Here is a 16,271-nt window from a genome sequence, read left to right as displayed (position 1 = left end):
CCTCTTTTATTGCGAGAGTGCCGCTGACATCGCTTCTGGCTCGTTAATCGCCGAAGCTGTCAGGGTGTCAACAATACGTTTTGTCAGACCGGTGAGGACTTTACCTGGACCGACTTCATACAGATGCTCAACGCCCTGTGACGCCATAAACTCAACGGTTTTGGTCCACTGTACCGGGCTGTAGAGCTGGCGAATCAACGCGTCACGGATAGCGTCCGGCGCTGTTTCGCATTTCACATCGACGTTATTCACAACGGAAATTGTCGGTGCGTTAAACGTAATTTTTTTCAGCTCAACCGCCAGTTTGTCGGCAGCAGGCTTCATCAGCGCACAGTGTGACGGCACGCTCACTGGCAGTGGCAGAGCACGCTTCGCGCCCGCGGCTTTACAGGCAGCACCCGCACGTTCAACCGCTTCTTTATGACCGGCGATAACCACCTGGCCCGGCGAGTTGAAGTTAACCGGAGAAACGACCTGACCTTCGGCTGATTCTTCACAGGCTTTCGCAATGGCGGCATCATCAAGGCCGATGATGGCAGACATGCCACCCGTGCCTTCTGGTACGGCTTCCTGCATGAATTTACCGCGCAGTTCCACCAGACGTACCGCATCAGCAAACGCGATCACACCGGCACACACCAGCGCAGAGTATTCACCCAGGCTGTGACCCGCGAGCAGCGCTGGCGCTTTACCGCCCTGCTGCTGCCAGACACGCCACAGCGCAACGGATGCAGTCAGCAGCGCTGGCTGAGTCTGCCAGGTTTTGTTCAGTTCTTCAGCCGGCCCCTGTTGAGTCAGTGCCCACAGATCATAACCCAGTGCATCTGAAGCTTCACGGAAAGTCTCTTCAATTACCGGATAGTTTGCTGCCATTTCAGACAACATCCCAACGGTTTGAGATCCCTGGCCCGGGAACACAAAAGCAAATTGCGTCATTTTTTATTCCTTATCCTAGAAACGAACCAGCGCGGAACCCCAGGTGAACCCACCACCGAAGGCTTCAAGCAAGACCAGTTGGCCCCGTTTAATTCGTCCATCACGTACCGCTTCATCAAATGCGCACGGTACCGATGCCGCAGAGGTGTTGCCGTGACGATCCAGCGTCACCACAACGTTATCCATCGACATGCCCAGCTTTTTAGCGGTCGCGCTGATGATTCGCAGGTTCGCCTGATGCGGCACCAGCCAGTCGAGTGCAGTGCGTTCAAGGTTATTGGCTTCCAGCGTCTCGTCAACAATGTGCGCAAGCTCAGTCACCGCTACCTTGAAGACTTCATTACCCGCCATTGTCAGGTAAATGGAGTTATCCGGGTTAACGCGATCGGCGTTAGGCAGCGTCAGCAATTCACCGTAGCTTCCATCGGCATGCAGATGCGTGGAGATGATGCCCGGCTCTTCGGACTGGCCCAGCAGTACCGCACCCGCACCATCACCAAAAATAATGATCGTACCGCGATCGGTTGGATCGCAGGTACGCGCCAGCACGTCAGCGCCAATGACCAGCGCATATTTCACGGCACCGGATTTTACATACTGATCGGCAACGCTCAGGGCATAGGTGAAACCTGCACACGCAGCAGCGACGTCAAACGCCGGACAGCCCTTAATGCCGAGCATGTTTTGCACCTGGCACGCCGCGCTTGGGAAAGCATGCGTGGCTGACGTCGTGGCGACCACGATCAGGCCAATCTCTTCTTTATCGATGCCCGCCATTTCGATAGCACGCTGTGCGGCTTCGTAACCCATGGTGGACACGGTTTCGTCTGGCGCGGCGATACGACGTTCACGGATACCTGTGCGCGTGACAATCCACTCGTCAGACGTATCTACCATTTTTTCCAGATCGGCGTTGGTACGCACTTGTTTTGGCAGGTAGCTGCCGGTACCTAAAATCTTCGTATACATGTACGCTCAGTCACTTTTAGCTAATACAGATTCCAGGCGAGCGGCAATCCGCTGAGGGACTTGTCGCTGCACCGCCTGCACTGCCTGTTCAATCGCGACAGCAAATGCTCGCTGATTGGCGGCGCCATGACTCTTAATCACGATGCCGCGCAATCCTAACAGACAGGCGCCATTATACTGGTCGGGGTTGAGGTGACTGAATCGCCGCGTCAGGCTTTTTTGTAACCAACGCTTCAATAAAATCAACCACCAGGCGCTTTTTTTGCCTTCTCCTTGAGATTTCAGCAGAGAAAGAAACATGCGCACGACCCCTTCCATGGTTTTTAACGTTACGTTTCCGGTGAAACCATCGCACACCAGAACATCCGTTTTACCCGTCAGCAACTCATTGGCTTCGAGATAACCAATATAGTTGATGGAAGGAACCTGTTTGAGCAATTCTGCAGCTTCGCGAATGCTGTCCAGGCCTTTGGTCTCTTCTTCACCAATGTTCAGTAACGCAACACGGGGATTGTTGATCCCGACCACTTCTTCTGCCAGCACCGAACCCATCACGGCAAACTGAGCCAGCATTGTACTATCACAGTCGACATTCGCGCCCAAATCGAGCACCACTGTCTTGCCCTTCTGTTGATGCGGTAATACCGTCACCAGCGCCGGGCGCTCAATACCCTCAATAGGCTTGAGCAACAATTTCGACAGCCCCATCAGCGCACCGGTATTTCCCGCACTGACGCAAGCCTGCGCTCGCCCTTCTTTCACCAGCTCAAGCGCCATCCGCATTGAGCTACCACGGCTATTGCGAATCGCCTGCGAGGGCCGGGCATCACTGGCAATAACTGACTGCGCAGGAATAATCTGCAGACGCGAACGTTGTTCAAAGTCAGCTTTTGCAAGTAATGGCGTGATTGTGTCGGGATTGCCGACTAAAAGAAGTGTGAGTTGCGAATTAGAATTCAGTGCCTGCAATGCTGCAGGCACTGTCACAGAAGGGCCAAAATCTCCCCCCATGACATCTAACGCCAGGGTTAGACGTGTCAAGGTATCGTCGCAGCCTGGTTCGGTAAATTCCCCGTTTGCACGGGGAAATCCTCACTAAGCTTCATCACGCTTGCGCGTGATTACTTAGTGATAACCTTGCGGCCGCGGTAGAAACCGTCAGCGGTGATGTGGTGACGCAGGTGTTTCTCACCAGAAGTCTTGTCTACAGACAGGCTGGTAACTGCAGTCAGCGCGTCATGGGAACGACGCATGCCACGTTTGGAACGGGTTGGTTTATTCTGTTGTACGGCCATGGACCTTACTCCTCAATTACTTACGCTTTAAGCTGGCTAATACGGCAAATGGGTTTGGTTTTTGCGCTTCATCAGGCAGTTCCCCAAAGACCATGTCCGCCTCGGACACTTCACAGTGTTCAGAATCATGCACCGGAACCACTGGCAAGGTGAGGATGATTTCATCTTCAACCAGAGCCAGAAGATCGATTTCACCGAATTCGTTAACCTCAATCGGCTCATACGCTTCCGGGAGTGCTTCAGCCTGTTCGTCAGAACGAACCGGACTGAAACAATACGTTGTGTGAACATGCTGTACAAACGGTTTCCCGCAACGCTGACACTCGAGCGTTACCGTTACCTTTGCATCACCGGTTAAAACGGCGAGACGCTGGTTATCGATAGCGAACGACATGGAGCATTCTACATCACTGTCCACACTGACTACGGATTCGGCAATACGCTCGGCCTGATCGGAAGTATAGATACCTTCATAATCGAGGCGTTTTTGAGCCGTACGAACCGGATCAAGAGTCAGGGGTAATTTTACCTTTTGCATAGGGCGCGCATATTAACTTTGTAACGTCATATAGTCAAAGAAAAAGGCAACCTGGGCTGCCTTTTGCCAATTATTCGCACACATTGCGGCCTGTAGTTTAAAATGGCTGGCATCGATACGCTATATCTGGTGATAAAAATATGCCAAATCTCGTACTTGCTTCCACTTCTCCCTACCGCCGAATGCTGCTGGAAAAGCTCGGGATCCCGTTTGAATGTGCTGCACCAGACGTTGATGAGACGCCACAGCCTGGCGAATCACCGCGTCATCTGGTGACGCGTCTTGCTAAGGAGAAAGCACAATCGCTCGCCGCACATTATCCTTCGCATTTGATTATAGGCTCCGATCAGGTTTGCGTGCTTGACGGCGTTATCACCGGGAAACCTCATACCGAAGAGAATGCCATTCAGCAGTTGATGAGCGCACGCGGTAATATCGTCACCTTTTATACGGGCCTGGCGCTGTACAACTCGGCCTCTGGCCATCTGCAAACGGAGTGCGAGCCTTTCGATGTGCACTTCCGCCATCTCAGCGAGCAAGAGATTGTGGATTATGTGCGTCGTGAGCGACCGCTGAACTGTGCGGGGAGCTTTAAAAGTGAAGGATTGGGGATTGCGCTGTTCGACAAACTCGAAGGTCGAGACCCGAACACGCTGGTTGGGTTACCGCTGATTGCCTTGTGTCAGATGTTAAGGCGAGAAGCGTGTAATCCGCTGACGTCGTGATAAAACCATTGCGTCCTGGTGCCCCCCACAGAGAGAGGGCACCAGGCAAAATCAGCCGCGCAGAACCTTCAGACAGCGCTTTAACTGGTCATCCAGCGGTGCTTCAATACGGATGGTTTCGCCCGTATTTGGATGAGTAAACTTCAGCGCTGCCGCATGCAGGAACAGACGAGACAGCCCCGTGCCCGCCAGCTGCTTATCGAACTCCCGATCGCCATAGCGATCATCAAACGCGATAGGATGGCCTGCAAACTGGGTATGCACGCGGATCTGGTGGGTACGACCGGTCACCGGACTGCAGCGCACCAGTGTGGCAAACTCATAGCGCTCTTCGACTTTGAAACGCGTCTCTGACGGTTTCCCTTCCTGGCTCACGCGGACAATACGCTCGCCGCTTTGCAGAATGTTTTTCAGCAATGGCGCCTGCACCACTTTCACATGGGACTGCCACTGACCGCGAACCAGCGCCAGATAATCTTTCTGCATCCCTTTTTCACGCAATTGCTCATGTAAAGAACGTAGTGCAGAGCGTTTTTTCGCCACCAGCAGTACGCCGGACGTGTCACGGTCAAGGCGGTGCACCAGTTCGAGGAAACGCGCCTCCGGACGCAGGGCTCGCAGCCCTTCAATCACGCCGAAGCTCAGACCGCTACCACCATGAACAGCAGTACCTGACGGTTTATTTAGCACCAGAATGTAGTCATCCTCATAAAGGATCACATCGCTCAGGGCCGCGACTTTTTGTAGCTTAGGTGAAACGACCTCTTCTTCACGTTCTGCAACGCGCACTGGCGGAATACGCACTTCATCGCCAGCTTCGAGCTTATACTCAGGTTTCACGCGCTTTTTATTAACCCGCACCTCACCCTTACGCAAGATACGGTAGATCATACTCTTTGGCACACCTTTCAGTTGAGTGCGCAAAAAGTTGTCGATACGTTGCCCCGCTTCATCTTCGGCGATGGCAACCATTTTTACGGCTGGAGTCTCTGTTTTCATGGTTGGCGATTCTAAATATCGTCAGCCATTAGCGCCACTCATTTTTCTATGCTTATATTTACTTTTATCCGGCCTGTCCCCCCGTTTCACGCAACCGATTTGGTGGTTATTAAACCAATCACCATTCAGAAGTGAAGAAACTGTGAGTAACCGGGTGATAATTGGTAAAAGTCATCTTGCTATAACCCGGCGAGCAGTGGAATAATGAATCCGTTTTCCGTGTTTAATCCAGGTTTTGTAAGGATGTTGACGGAATGACCAATTTTGTCTGACCGATCATCCACGCAGCAATGGCGTAAGACGTATTGATCTTTCAGGCAGTTAGCGGGCTGCGGGTTGCAGTACTTCCCGGTATAAGGATTGTTCTCTGGAGAGTTCTACCCAGGCAATTCCCCTGATAATTGCGCTGTGTTTCCGTATGAAATACAGGCAACCGACACTCTGCGCCTCTTAAGCGAGCGACAACCGTGAGGTTGGCGACGTGAATAGACACGAGGCCATCGGTTCATACCCCGGAAAGCGTCACCTTGCCCGCAGCTTTGTCGTCAATGTAAGAATAACGAGTAAGTTACGATGAAAAGAATGTTAATCAACGCAACTCAGCAAGAAGAGTTGCGTGTCGCCCTTGTGGATGGGCAGCGCCTGTACGATCTGGATATCGAAAGTCCTGGACACGAACAGAAAAAAGCGAACATTTACAAAGGTAAAATCACCCGCATTGAACCAAGCCTTGAAGCTGCATTTGTCGATTACGGTGCTGAGCGTCACGGTTTTCTCCCTCTGAAAGAAATCGCCCGCGAATATTTCCCTGCAAACTACAACTCCCATGGCCGTCCAAACATCAAAGATGTTCTGCGTGAAGGTCAGGAAGTTATCGTTCAGATTGATAAAGAAGAGCGTGGCAATAAAGGCGCCGCACTGACTACCTTTATCAGCCTGGCAGGGAGCTATCTGGTTCTGATGCCAAACAACCCGCGCGCGGGTGGTATCTCTCGCCGTATCGAAGGTGATGACCGTACCGAGCTGAAAGAAGCGCTGGCTAGTCTCGAATTGCCTGATGGCATGGGGCTTATCGTGCGTACTGCAGGCGTAGGTAAATCAGCCGAAGCATTGCAGTGGGACCTGAGTTTCCGTCTGAAGCACTGGGAAGCCATCCAGAAAGCAGCGGAAAGCCGCCCTGCTCCATTCCTGATCCACCAGGAAAGCAACGTTATCGTGCGTGCCTTCCGTGATTACCTGCGTCAGGACATCGGTGAGATTCTGATCGATAACCCGAAAGTGCTTGAGCTGGCGCGCCAGCACATTGCCGCATTGGGTCGTCCGGATTTCACCAGCAAAATCAAACTGTACACCGGTGAAATCCCGCTGTTCAGCCACTATCAGATTGAATCCCAGATTGAGTCAGCGTTCCAGCGTGAAGTGCGTCTGCCATCCGGTGGTTCTATCGTTATTGATACCACTGAAGCGCTGACCGCTATCGATATCAACTCCGCGCGTGCAACACGCGGCGGCGACATCGAAGAGACTGCCTTCAATACCAACCTTGAAGCCGCTGATGAAATCGCCCGCCAGCTCCGCCTGCGCGACCTGGGTGGTCTGATTGTTATCGACTTCATCGACATGACCCCGGTTCGTCACCAGCGCGCGGTTGAAAACCGTCTGCGTGAAGCGGTGCGTCAGGACCGTGCGCGCATCCAGATTAGCCATATCTCGCGTTTCGGTTTGCTGGAGATGTCCCGTCAGCGTCTGAGCCCGTCACTGGGTGAATCCAGCCATCACGTCTGCCCGCGCTGCTCCGGCACCGGTACCGTCCGTGATAACGAATCTCTGTCCCTCTCTATCCTGCGTCTGATCGAAGAAGAAGCGCTGAAAGAGAACACCAAAGAGGTTCATGCCATTGTGCCTGTGCCAATTGCGTCCTACCTGCTGAACGAAAAACGTGCAGCGGTTAGTGCCATCGAAGCACGTCAAGGTGGTGTTCGCTGCATTATCGTGCCAAACGATCAGATGGAAACCCCGCACTATCACGTGCTGCGTGTCCGTAAAGGCGAAGAGACAACCACGCTCAGCTACCTGCTGCCGAAGCTGCATGAAGAAGAGATGGCTCTGCCTTCCGATGAAGAGCCTGCCGAGCGCAAATTGCCTGAGCAACCTGCGTTAGCCACCTTTATCATGCCTGAAGCACCACCTGAAACGGCGCTGGAAAAACCTGCTGCAAAACCTGCGGCACAGAAATCAGCAGCCACAGTGGAAAAAACCCAACCGGATCAACCAGGTCTTCTGAGCCGCTTCTTTGGCGCGTTGAAGAAAATGTTTGCCGGCGAGGAAGCTCAACCAGAGCAACCGAAAGAAGAGCCTAAAGCGACCAAGCCTGAGCGTCAGCAGGACCGTCGTAAGCGTCAGAACAATCGCCGCGATCGTAATGACCGCAACGACCGTAATGACCGCAGCGAGCGTCGTGACAACCGTTCAGACAACGGTGAAGGCCGTGAACAACGCGAAGACAACCGTCGCAACCGTCGCGAGAAACAACAGCAAAATGTTGAAGATCGTGAAATTCGCCAGCAGGCGGGCGATGAGTCTGAGAAGAGCAAACAGCGTGACGACCAGCAGCCACGTCGCGAGCGTAACCGTCGTCGTAACGACGAGAAACGTCAGGCGCAGCAGGAAGTCAAAAACCTGAACCGCGAAGAGCCTGTTGAACAGCAGGACAGTGAGCAGGAAGAACGGACTCAGGTTATGCCGCGTCGCAAGCAGCGCCAGCTTACTCAGAAAGTTCGCTTCGCCACCGAAGCTACCGAAGAGTCAGCCATAGTCGCCGCTGAAACAAGCGAGAGCGCAACCGGTACCCAACTGGCAAAAGTTGACCTGCCTGCTGTGGTAGAAAACACGGTTGAGCAGGATGAAAACGGTGAAAACCGCGATAATGCCGGTATGCCTCGCCGTTCACGTCGTTCTCCACGCCATCTGCGCGTCAGCGGGCAGCGTCGCCGTCGTTATCGTGACGAGCGTTACCCTGCTCAGTCTCCAATGCCATTAGCCGTGGCATGCGCATCACCTGAAATGGCATCCGGTAAAGTCTGGATCCGCTACCCGGTCGCTCGTCCGGAGCAGGTTGTGGAACAACAGGTGGTGACAGAAGAGTTGATTGCGCCAGTCGCAGCAGTGGAAGAAGCCGTAGCTGAAGCAGCCATCGTGGTTGAACCGCAAGCTATTGAGGTTGAAACCCCGCATGCCGTGACGGTAGAAACCACGCATCCGGAAGTGATTGCCACCCCGGTTGATGCTGCACCGCAGCTGATCGCTGAAGAAGATACCGTAGTGGCAGAAGAGGTTGTGGAAGAAGTACAACCTGCAGCTGCTGTTGAAGATTCCGCTGAAATCGTGGCCGAAACCGTCACTGAAAATGTGGTTCAGGATGTTGAGATTGTCGCTGAACCTGTTCGTGCAGCCGAAGAAGTGAAAGCACCTGAGGTGAAACCGGAGCCGGTTGTGTCTGCGCCAGCTTCTGCCCACGTGGCGACAGCTCCTATGACGCGCGCTCCGGCACCTGAGTACGTGCCTGAAACTCCGCGTCACAGTGACTGGGTACGCCCTGCTTTCAACTTCGAAGGCAAAGGCTCAGCAGGTGGTCACAGTGCAACGCATCAGGCGACTGCACCGGCGACTCGCCCGCGCTCTGTCGAGTAACGGCATCAAGTAAAAAGCCGACCTCCGGGTCGGCTTTTTTATTGCTTGTTTACAGGCTTTCTCATTCCGGCAATGTCCGGCATCACCTGCTTCATCATCTCAAGAAAACGACGTAAACGCGCCGGATAGTATCGCGACCAGGGATAAACCAGATGGACTGGCAGAGCCGCAGGTTGCCACTCAGGAAGAAGATGAATCAGGCGCCCTTCCTCAATATCCTCTTTCACCGTCCAGCTGGAGACCATCGCGACACCCAGCCCGGTTAATACCGTATTGCGCGCCACGTACAAACTGTCAGTACTGAGACGCGGCGTAATGGCGATACGCATTGGTTGTGCCGAGCCGTCAAATAACTCTATATGTCGCTGATAAAAGGTACTGATGGCGATCCAGGGAAGTGCCTGCAAATCCTCTGGCGTTTTGACCTCCGGAAAACGCGCCAGCAGTACCGGGGATGCCACGACGGAGCGCGGCACCTCTGCCAGTTGCACTGATACCGTCGCCGGATCGACCTAAGCCCCTACTCGGATCGCGCAATCAATGTTGTCACTCAGGAAATCTACCGACCTGTCATGCAACATCCACTCAACGGACAACTGCGGATAACGATGCAAAAATTCGGTTAATGGCTTCAGAAACTGATCCTGCCCGAAAGCGTGCGGTGCACGCACCCGTAATACCCCCACCGGTTCATCTTCAGCCTGTCCGACTTCATCCTCAAGTGCCAGCCAGCTGTCAATCACGCGCCGGGCGTGTTGATAGCAGCGCTCACCATCGTCAGTAAGTCGGGTCGCATGGGTTGTACGCAGCAGCAAGCGAGCCCCCAGCAGGGTCTCCAGAGACTGCAAACGTCGGCTAACCGTGGCCTGAGTGGTTGAAAGCTGCCTTGCCGCTGCTGATAACGACCCGGTTTCAACGATACGAACAAACGTTCGCATCAATTCCACTCTGTCTAAACGCTCAACTCGTTTCATACACCTCCCTGACATACGTTTAACGTATAAGCGTTTTACCACCGGGCTGGCTACCCTCGCAAGGCAGACTGATAAAAAATAGCCCCACACGACGAATGAGGAACATCTTATGAACACAACGACTTCCCCCCACGCAGCCAGCCGCTGGGTAATTTTCATGCTGGCGCTGGGCGCTGGCTTTAGCGTGGCATCCATCTATTACGCACAGCCCCTTCTTCCGCTAATGGGTGCCGATCTTCATCTGAGCATTGAAGGCATGGGGTTAGTACCAACCTTAACTCAGGCAGGTTATGCGCTCGGCATTCTGTTCCTGCTTCCACTGGGCGATCGTCATGACCGCAGGACGTTAATCCTGATTAAAAGTGCGGCGCTGGCGCTGTTCCTGCTGGGCTGTAGCCTGACCGGGCAACTCCATTCCTTGTTGCTGGCAAGTTTACTTATCGGCATGGCCGCCACCATGGCACAAGATATCGTTCCGGCGGCGGCTATTCTCGCGCCGGAAGGGAAGCTGGGTAAAACCGTGGGTACGGTAATGACGGGGCTACTGATGGGCATCTTGTTGTCGAGAACTGTTAGCGGCGTGGTGGGAGAAGCCTTTGGCTGGCGCGTCATGTACCAACTGGCTGCGGTGAGCATTGCGTTTATCGGGGTGATGATGTGGATTGTACTTCCCCGTTTCGCCATTCACTCCACGCTGAGCTACCCCGCGCTGATGCGTTCTATGGAACATCTGTGGCGTCGTTATCCGGCATTGCGCCGTGCAGCGCTGGCACAGGGTTTTCTCTCGATTGCCTTTAGCGCCTTCTGGTCCACGCTGGCGGTTATGCTTCTGGAGCGTTATCACCTGGGTAGTGCCGTAGCCGGTGGTTTTGGTATTGCGGGTGCAGCAGGTGCATTAGCCGCCCCGCTGGCGGGTGGGCTGGCAGATAAACTGGGAGCCGGAAAAGTCACACAGCTTGGCGCATTACTTGTGACCGTCTCGTTTGCCCTTATGTTCCTGATGCCTGCTTTGGGAATTCACGGGCAGCTGATTCTGATCGCTGTCTCCGCCGTTGGGTTCGATCTGGGTCTGCAGTCCAGTCTGGTGGCCCATCAGAATCTGGTCTACAGCCTTGAACCACAGGCCCGGGGACGCCTTAATGCTCTGCTCTTTACCGTTATCTTTATCGGCATGGCACTGGGTTCCGCCTTAGGCAGTAATATTTACTCGCTGGCAGGCTGGACGGGCGTGGCCGCTCTGGCAACCGTCTGTGGCGTCATTGCGCTGGGGATCCGTCTGGTTGAAAGCGCTCGAGTCGCCTCCACACCAGCAGAAGTTGCATAAAAAAATGCCCAATCCAGAAGGATTGGGCATTAAAACATGCCCAGTTTCAAGACATGTTCCAAGAGGTCAAGATGTTATTTGTTCAGCTGGAACAGAGACATGCCCTGCATATCGCTAAACGCTTTATAAGACGCCTGCAAGGCCGCCTGCTGCATGGTGTAAGAGGAAATTGCCGCATTCCAGTCAACGTCCACAAGATCGCTCATTTGCGAAGTTTGAGAGAGCGAACGGTCATTACTCAGCGTGTTCAGTTTATCCAGTTCGTTAAGCTTGGTACCCAAATCGGCCCGCACGGTTAATACATTATCAAGTGAGTTACGCAACCCCCGGTTTGCAGCATCAATAGCTGCATTCTCCTGATCCACCTTAGTTTGATCGTCACCGACGGGTGTGTTCAACGAGGTGATAGCATTATCCAGTATCTTGAACAAATTCTTTTCCGGCGTTCCACCACCCGGCTCCGGTGTTGCATTGCTGGTAAACGTGGCGAAAACCTCTGTGCCAGTGTGGCTGATCTGCATGTTTCGCGCAGAATCCACCTGCTGGTTAATCGGGGTAGTACCACCGATATAATCGCCGCTGGTTTGGTCAAACGCGACATTATCCGTCTTATAACCTGCGAAGATATATCGTCCATTACCGTCAGTGCTGTTGGCCAGGTTCATAAGCTGATCGCGGATCCCTTGCAGATCCGTCGCCAGCGATGCCCGATCGCTGTCACTTAATGTCCCGTTCCTCGCATAAACAACTTTTTCCTGAGCGCTCTGAATGGCCGTTGTAACCTGAGAAAGGACACTCTCCTCAAGTGATACTTTCTGCGTTGCAAAGGTACGCGCAAGATCGAATTGGCTATTCTGGGCCTGAGCCTGAGACAGAACAATTGCCTGCGACGCCGCGATAGGATCGTCCGACGGACGATTGACGCGCTTTCCGGTGGACATTTGCTCGCCGTAGTTCAGCCACTTGCTTTGAGAGTCGGTGATCCCCCGCATGTTCTGATCGTACATCATCTGGGTGCTAATACGCATTTTTCACCTCAACCTTAGCGAATATTGATAATTGCATCGAAGAGCGTACTGGCAGTTTGTAGAACCTGTGCATTGGCCAGGTAATACTGCTGATAACGCTGCAAATTGCCATACTCTTCGTCGAGGTTTACCCCTGAGATGGACTGCTGCTGCTTAGTTAACTGTGTTTCCACATTCGCTTTCGTCTGGCTGCTCACTTTCAGTGACGCCGTTGAGCTCCCGACGGTACTGACGAGAGAAGCGTATGCATCGTTGAATGTTTTGTTTCCACCCACCACTTTGGCGTTTTGCAGATCAAGCAGTTTTTGACCGTTACGGTTGTCACTCTCACCGCCGTTCTGCACAGATGCCATCGCCAGTTTGGACTCGTCACTGATTGCCAGATCCATGTTCATGATGACGTTGGAAACAGGCTTCACAATGAAACTGTCTTTGGTGTTTGCTGTGCCGCTCACATTGACGTTAAGACCGTCAAACGACAGATTGCCGCTTGCATCCGGGCTCATCGTAAAGCTGGTTTTATCGGAGGTACGGGTGACCGTCCAGTCGGTGCCATTAAATTGCAGTTTATAGTCTGTCGCCTGGACTTGTTTGCTGTCCGTTACAGAAGCTGTAACAACGGCCGAACCGCCATTCTTGCTATTGGACAGAACCGCCGGAGAACCGAAGTCGAACAGCTTACCGCCCGCATCACCATTTGCATCAAAACCGGCTTCATGCTGCGTGTTCATTGCATCGGCAAAGGCCAGTGCCATTTGGTTCAGTGTGTTACGGGCTTTATCCAGATCTTCATTACGGAATGTCAGCAAACCACCTAAAGAGCCGGTCGTAATCATTTTTTCCGGGATCTCAATATTACCCGCAACGTCGTCGACGTAAGCCACGGTCGTACGAGCCGGATCTGCGCTGGACTTAACGGCCGCCAGCTGGTTGGCTTTGCTGCCCTGCACCAGGCTGTAACCGTTGCCGAAAGAGATGTTAAACGTGCCACCATCCTGAACAGAAACTTCCACACCTACGATTTTGTTCAGCTCACTGACGAGCTGATCGCGCTGGTCGAGCAGATCGTTAGGGGATGCACCCGCACCAACACCAGTCAGACGGGAAATCTGATCGTTCAGATTCGCAATCTGTTTGGCGTAGTTGTTGATCTGAGAAACGCTGGTCGAAATTGCAGTATTTACCTGAGAATCCTGATCGCGGAGATACTGATCGTTGGTTTTAAACTGATTGACCAGACCATCTGCTTTTCCCAGCACCGTCTGGCGTGCAGCCGGATCTTCCGCGTTACTTACCAGCGTTTGCAGACTCTTGAAGAAGTCCTGCAACGTCGTAGAGAGCGAGTTGGTCGTATCGGACAGCACATCGTCGATTTTTGACATCTGCTGATAGCGCGTCGTCAGGCCGCTGCTCTGCGTTTGCGCGGCACGCAACTGGTTGGTGATGAAAGCGTCATACTCACGCTGGACACCGGAGACATAAACCCCGTTACCCACCCAGCCACCGCCGGTCAGCGTGCTGTTAGACGCGCCCAGCACCGTGGTCTGGCGGGTGTAACCTGCCACGTTATAGCTTGAAATATTATTACTGACGGTATTGAGTGCCGACTGCGCAGCACTGAGGCCACTCATGGCGCTGTTAATCAAACTGGACATGGGGGTTCCTTTTATACGTTCAGACACGAGTCCTGATGAAGGTTATCGGCAACCTCCACCGGGACTTGAGAACTTTCAGAACAGATTTTCAATATCTGTGCTATAGGCTTTGCTGACCTTCTCGCCCATGGATTTCAGCTGCTGGATCATGCTGGTGAGCTTACGCGCATAGTTCGGATCGGTCGCATAACCTGCATTTTGCAGAGCCTGAGCCCCCTGCTCCGCCGTCGCCGCCTGGGTAACGGCGGTATAACGCGGATTTCGGCTCAGCAGGCCGACATAATCGGACAACGCTTCCAGATAAGAGCTGTAAACGCGGAATTTTGCTTTGACCTTCACCGCCGCACCGTTCTCGTATTCGGTGGTCGTGATCTCCGTGGTTGGTCCCTTCCAGCCGGAAGTCGCCTTCACGCCGAAGATGTTAAAGCTCGGCTCACCGTTCTCCTTGCGGATCTGGCGCTGACCCCAGCCCGACTCCAGCGCGGCCTGTGCCAGAATCAGGTGGTGTGGAACACCGCTCTGTTCACTGGCAAGTCGCGCAGGCAGAGAAAGCTGCGCCAGGAAGTCTTTGCTGTCACCGGAGACGGGTTCATCACCGCCCCCCGTTGTTTTCGGGATCGCCTTACGCACCATCTGCGTCAGCGCCTGGTTCTGATAACTGGTCACCGTTTCCAGGTCGAACTTCATCGGCACTTGCTGCGTCTGCTCTTGCGGCTGAATACCTTGCGCGGCGTCGGTCTGTTTCACAATCATGTCAGCCAGACCGAGACCTTTACCGGCAGTCATCTGCTGCGCAATCTGCTGGTCATACATGCTGGTGTAAAGACGCGTTGAATCGCTGCTGAACATCCCGTCTTTCGGCAGGGTTTCACGCATGCTTTTCAACATCATCTGTACAAACATCCCTTCCACCTGGCGGGCAACCGGGCGGATATTCGCCGCCGGGTCTTTACCTGCTTTGGTTTTCAGTTCGTTGAGCGACTGGGCGTCCCAGGCGGCACTGGTCAACAGTTTGCTATCGGTCAGCATTAGATGATTTCCAGTTTGGCGCGCAGACAGCCCGCGCTTTGCATGGATTGCAGGATGGACATCAGATCCATCGGCGTTGCACCCAGGGCGTTCAGAGCACGCACCACGCTGTTCAGGTTGGCGCTGGAGCGAACGCTCTGCAACGACCCGCCGCTCTGGCGCAGATCAATCTGCGTTTGCGGTGTCACCACCGTCTGGCCACCACCAAATGGCGTATTTGGCTGACTCACGTTCGCGGAGCGGTTCACCGTCACGGAGAGGTTACCCTGCGCCACGGCACAACTGTCCAGAGAAACTTCCCGGTTCATCACCACCGAGCCCGTACGGGAGTTAATGATCACCTTCGCATCCTGCACTGGAACATTCACTTCCATATTCTGGATATCTGCCAGCATGCGCACCTGGTTGCTGCTACCCGTTGAGGTACGGATCTGCACGGTGCGCGCATCCAGTGCCGTTGCATTACCGTAACCGCGGCTGCGGTTGATGGTATCGGCAATTTGCTGCGCCATGGTGAAGTCTTCGTTATTGAGCTGCAGGTTGATGGTGTTGCCTGCGCCAAACTGAGTCGGCAACTCACGCTCAATGATGGCACCGTTAGTGATACGTCCGCCGTTCAACTGGTTCACCTGCACGCTGCTTCCGCCTGCGGATGCACCCGCACCGCCAACCAGAATGTTCCCCTGCGCCAGCGCATAGACCTGGCTGTCAACGCCTTTCAGCGGAGTCATCAGCAGCGTACCGCCACGCAGGCTTTTGGCGTTACCCATTGAGGAGACCACCACGTCAATGGTCTGTCCCTGACGCGCAAACGCCGGGTAGGACGCGGTAACCATAACGGCGGCCACATTTTTCAGCTGCATGTTGGTTCCCGCCGGGACCGTAATACCGAGCTGGGAAAGCATGTTGTTTAAACTCTGAGTGGTGAAAGGCGTCTGGGTAGTCTGGTCACCCGTGCCATCCAGACCGACCACCAGGCCATAGCCAATCAGGGAGTTTTCGCGTACGCCCTGAACGCTGGTGAGATCGCGAATACGGTCAGCCTGGGCAAACGTTGCCACCAGCGCCAGCGCCACGGCGAAGATCGATTTAAACATGGGTCACCTCGC

General features: G+C 53.9%; 13 protein-coding genes and 1 pseudogene. 3 read left to right on the top strand and 11 right to left on the bottom strand.

The genetic code is table 11. From position 1 onward, the window contains the following. Positions 1-6 precede the first annotated feature (6 nt). From fabD to yceD, 5 genes are all read right to left on the bottom strand, one after another. The gene (gene fabD, locus ACJ9Y9_RS08935) at positions 7-936 is read right to left on the bottom strand and encodes an ACP S-malonyltransferase (protein ID WP_028019049.1); all 930 of its coding nucleotides are present in this window, start codon (positions 934-936) and stop codon (positions 7-9) included. Positions 937-951: 15 nt separating this feature from the next. Continuing rightward, positions 952-1,905: a beta-ketoacyl-ACP synthase III gene (locus tag ACJ9Y9_RS08930; RefSeq protein WP_028019050.1), complete on the bottom strand. Its 954-nt coding sequence runs from the start codon at positions 1,903-1,905 to the stop codon at positions 952-954. Positions 1,906-1,911: 6 nt separating this feature from the next. Next, entirely contained in the window at positions 1,912-2,946 is a 1,035-nt protein-coding gene (gene plsX, locus ACJ9Y9_RS08925) for a phosphate acyltransferase PlsX (RefSeq protein ID WP_028019051.1), read from the bottom strand. Positions 2,947-3,026: 80 nt separating this feature from the next. Next, entirely contained in the window at positions 3,027-3,200 is a 174-nt protein-coding gene (rpmF, locus tag ACJ9Y9_RS08920; protein WP_003857964.1) for a 50S ribosomal protein L32, read from the bottom strand. A gap of 16 nt (positions 3,201-3,216) precedes the next feature. Continuing rightward, complete coding sequence (gene yceD, locus ACJ9Y9_RS08915) at positions 3,217-3,738, bottom strand: 23S rRNA accumulation protein YceD (protein ID WP_014883375.1); 522 nt, start codon at positions 3,736-3,738, stop codon at positions 3,217-3,219. 140 nt (positions 3,739-3,878) lie between these two features. Between yceD and ACJ9Y9_RS08910 the strand changes: the two genes are divergently transcribed. Continuing rightward, a complete protein-coding gene (locus ACJ9Y9_RS08910; RefSeq protein WP_028019052.1) occupies positions 3,879-4,463 on the top strand; it encodes a nucleoside triphosphate pyrophosphatase in 585 nt (194 codons plus the stop codon). A 51-nt stretch (positions 4,464-4,514) separates the two neighbouring features. Here ACJ9Y9_RS08910 and rluC read toward each other — a convergent pair whose 3' ends face one another. Further along, positions 4,515-5,462: a 23S rRNA pseudouridine(955/2504/2580) synthase RluC gene (rluC, locus tag ACJ9Y9_RS08905; protein WP_028019053.1), complete on the bottom strand. Its 948-nt coding sequence runs from the start codon at positions 5,460-5,462 to the stop codon at positions 4,515-4,517. 573 nt (positions 5,463-6,035) lie between these two features. On the opposite strand from rluC, the gene rne reads away from it, so the two are divergent. Beyond that, positions 6,036-9,152: a ribonuclease E gene (gene rne / locus ACJ9Y9_RS08900; protein ID WP_028019054.1), complete on the top strand. Its 3,117-nt coding sequence runs from the start codon at positions 6,036-6,038 to the stop codon at positions 9,150-9,152. Positions 9,153-9,190: 38 nt separating this feature from the next. Here rne and ACJ9Y9_RS08895 read toward each other — a convergent pair. Continuing rightward, positions 9,191-10,126 (bottom strand): annotated as a pseudogene (locus tag ACJ9Y9_RS08895) (LysR family transcriptional regulator). 109 nt (positions 10,127-10,235) lie between these two features. Between ACJ9Y9_RS08895 and ACJ9Y9_RS08890 the strand changes: the two are divergent. Beyond that, entirely contained in the window at positions 10,236-11,450 is a 1,215-nt protein-coding gene (locus ACJ9Y9_RS08890; RefSeq protein WP_028019056.1) for an MFS transporter, read from the top strand. Between the two features lie 74 nt (positions 11,451-11,524). Here ACJ9Y9_RS08890 and flgL read toward each other — a convergent pair whose 3' ends face one another. The 4 genes from flgL to ACJ9Y9_RS08870 all read right to left on the bottom strand — a co-directional run bounded on the left by flgL (position 11,525) and on the right by ACJ9Y9_RS08870 (position 16,259). Continuing rightward, positions 11,525-12,478, bottom strand: a complete 954-nt coding sequence (gene flgL, locus ACJ9Y9_RS08885; RefSeq protein WP_028019057.1) for a flagellar hook-associated protein FlgL — start codon at positions 12,476-12,478, stop codon at positions 11,525-11,527. A 14-nt stretch (positions 12,479-12,492) separates the two neighbouring features. Continuing rightward, positions 12,493-14,133 (bottom strand): flagellar hook-associated protein FlgK, encoded by a 1,641-nt coding sequence (gene flgK, locus ACJ9Y9_RS08880; protein ID WP_028021374.1) that lies wholly within the window; start codon positions 14,131-14,133, stop codon positions 12,493-12,495. A 75-nt stretch (positions 14,134-14,208) separates the two neighbouring features. Further along, on the bottom strand, positions 14,209-15,162 hold the full coding sequence (flgJ, locus tag ACJ9Y9_RS08875) for a flagellar assembly peptidoglycan hydrolase FlgJ (protein ID WP_028019059.1): 954 nt from the start codon (positions 15,160-15,162) through the stop codon (positions 14,209-14,211). After that, positions 15,162-16,259 carry a flagellar basal body P-ring protein FlgI gene (locus ACJ9Y9_RS08870; RefSeq protein WP_028019060.1) on the bottom strand — a complete coding sequence of 366 codons (1,098 nt, stop codon included), beginning with the start codon at positions 16,257-16,259 and terminating at the stop codon, positions 15,162-15,164. Before ACJ9Y9_RS08870 ends, flgJ begins: the two co-directional genes overlap by 1 nt. Positions 16,260-16,271 lie beyond the last annotated feature (12 nt).

The sequence above is a fragment of the Enterobacter sp. CPE_E1241 genome, assembly GCF_045618265.1.
Classification (GTDB): domain Bacteria; phylum Pseudomonadota; class Gammaproteobacteria; order Enterobacterales; family Enterobacteriaceae; genus Enterobacter; species Enterobacter adelaidei.
The sequence above is the reverse complement of the archived record's forward strand: the minus strand, read 5'-3'. Positions and strand labels throughout refer to the sequence as shown.

Coding starts and splice junctions, on each gene's coding strand:
- fabD (WP_028019049.1), bottom strand. CDS start 936: ATGACGCAATTTGCTTTTGTGTTCCCGGGCCAGGGATCTCAAACCGTT.
- ACJ9Y9_RS08930 (WP_028019050.1), bottom strand. CDS start 1,905: ATGTATACGAAGATTTTAGGTACCGGCAGCTACCTGCCAAAACAAGTG.
- rpmF (WP_003857964.1), bottom strand. CDS start 3,200: ATGGCCGTACAACAGAATAAACCAACCCGTTCCAAACGTGGCATGCGT.
- yceD (WP_014883375.1), bottom strand. CDS start 3,738: ATGCAAAAGGTAAAATTACCCCTGACTCTTGATCCGGTTCGTACGGCT.
- ACJ9Y9_RS08910 (WP_028019052.1), top strand. CDS start 3,879: ATGCCAAATCTCGTACTTGCTTCCACTTCTCCCTACCGCCGAATGCTG.
- rluC (WP_028019053.1), bottom strand. CDS start 5,462: ATGAAAACAGAGACTCCAGCCGTAAAAATGGTTGCCATCGCCGAAGAT.
- rne (WP_028019054.1), top strand. CDS start 6,036: ATGAAAAGAATGTTAATCAACGCAACTCAGCAAGAAGAGTTGCGTGTC.
- ACJ9Y9_RS08890 (WP_028019056.1), top strand. CDS start 10,236: ATGAACACAACGACTTCCCCCCACGCAGCCAGCCGCTGGGTAATTTTC.
- flgL (WP_028019057.1), bottom strand. CDS start 12,478: ATGCGTATTAGCACCCAGATGATGTACGATCAGAACATGCGGGGGATC.
- flgK (WP_028021374.1), bottom strand. CDS start 14,133: ATGTCCAGTTTGATTAACAGCGCCATGAGTGGCCTCAGTGCTGCGCAG.
- flgJ (WP_028019059.1), bottom strand. CDS start 15,162: ATGCTGACCGATAGCAAACTGTTGACCAGTGCCGCCTGGGACGCCCAG.
- ACJ9Y9_RS08870 (WP_028019060.1), bottom strand. CDS start 16,259: ATGTTTAAATCGATCTTCGCCGTGGCGCTGGCGCTGGTGGCAACGTTT.